Here is a 1,215-nt window from a genome sequence, read left to right as displayed (position 1 = left end):
TTTCGAGACCCGGTTACCCGCAAGAACTCTTCTCGGACTTTGGAAGCTTTAGGAGATATTTCTGAAAAAATGAAGGAGGATCCAAACTACCTTCAATCTTTAAAAGACAGAGTCAAAGCTCTGCGCTCGGATGCCTCACGTGCAGAACAACTCCAAGAGGCTGCGGTTCGGCGGATTGCGCCTGCGGTTTCTGATTCTTCGGCAGCTGCCTCAGCTCCTCGGCTGCATTACGGGATGGCTCCCATACGAAAAGTCTGGGGAAAGCTTGGCTTAAACGCATGGTTCCGTAAGGCCGGATACAACAGAAAACTTTCTTGGGATTTAGATTTGGCCGTGTTCTATCAAGTGGCCAGCCGTATTCTCAGTCCCATGAGCCGGCGGGGAATGAGAAGACAATGTCCGCGCCATTTGTTCAAGTTTGACTCTGTATCACTGGATCAACACTACGAAGCTTTAGACATTCTTGCTGCTTCTAAAACGACCATCATCAAAAAACTTGATGAAGCTGTATCCAAGGAAATTGCGCGGGATTGTTCCTTAGTCTTTTATGACGTAACCACTTTCTACTTTGAGAGCTTTGAACCTGATTGTTTACGCGAAAGAGGCATGAGTAAAGAGCACCGGACTCATGAGACACAGGTTCTTCTCGGTTTATTAATTGATCGCTGCGGCATTCCTCTGGACTATGAAGTTTATCGCGGCAATACGGCAGAAGTTAAAACTTTAATGAAGGTTGTTGAGTCGTTCCGGCAGAAATGTCCGCAGGGCAAACCCATCGTTGTGGCTGACAGAGGACTTAACAGCAAAGAGAATCTTTCCAAGCTGATTGAAAACGACTGTGCCTTTATCGTGGCGCACAGTCTTCACCGGCTCAGCAGCAAAGAGTTGGATAACTTGTTTAGCGAGGACGGCTGGAAATATAAATTTGATTCAGAAACAGGCGAGATGTCATGGAAGATGAAGACAATGGACTGTCCTGAAGCGGTTAAACAAAAAGAATCACGAGAGGTTGTTAACCCGCGTTTGATAGTGACTTGGTCGGCTAAGCGGTATGCCCACGACATGAAGGAATTAAATTTGCAATGGGAGCAAGCTAAGAAGATGATGAGCGCCGGCAGCGGCAGAATTGATGCCTCATTTAAACGAGGCTCGAGACAATTTCTGAAAAGAGTAAAGCAGTCGGATCCGGATAAAAAAGCTCAAGAGGAGCGTTAT

Annotated in this window: 1 protein-coding gene; it reads left to right on the top strand. The window is 46.5% G+C overall.

Annotated features, from left to right (window positions below; translation table 11 throughout):
• Window positions 1–39: 39 nt before the first annotated feature.
• Window positions 40–1,215: IS1634 family transposase (locus NFR90_RS11575; protein WP_251453159.1), on the top strand; the 1,176-nt coding region annotated here is incomplete at its 3' end.

This window comes from Parasutterella muris (assembly GCF_943193095.1).
GTDB classification, from domain to species: Bacteria; Pseudomonadota; Gammaproteobacteria; order Burkholderiales; family Burkholderiaceae_F; genus Parasutterella; species Parasutterella muris.
This window is presented reverse-complemented; position numbering and strand designations above follow the sequence as displayed.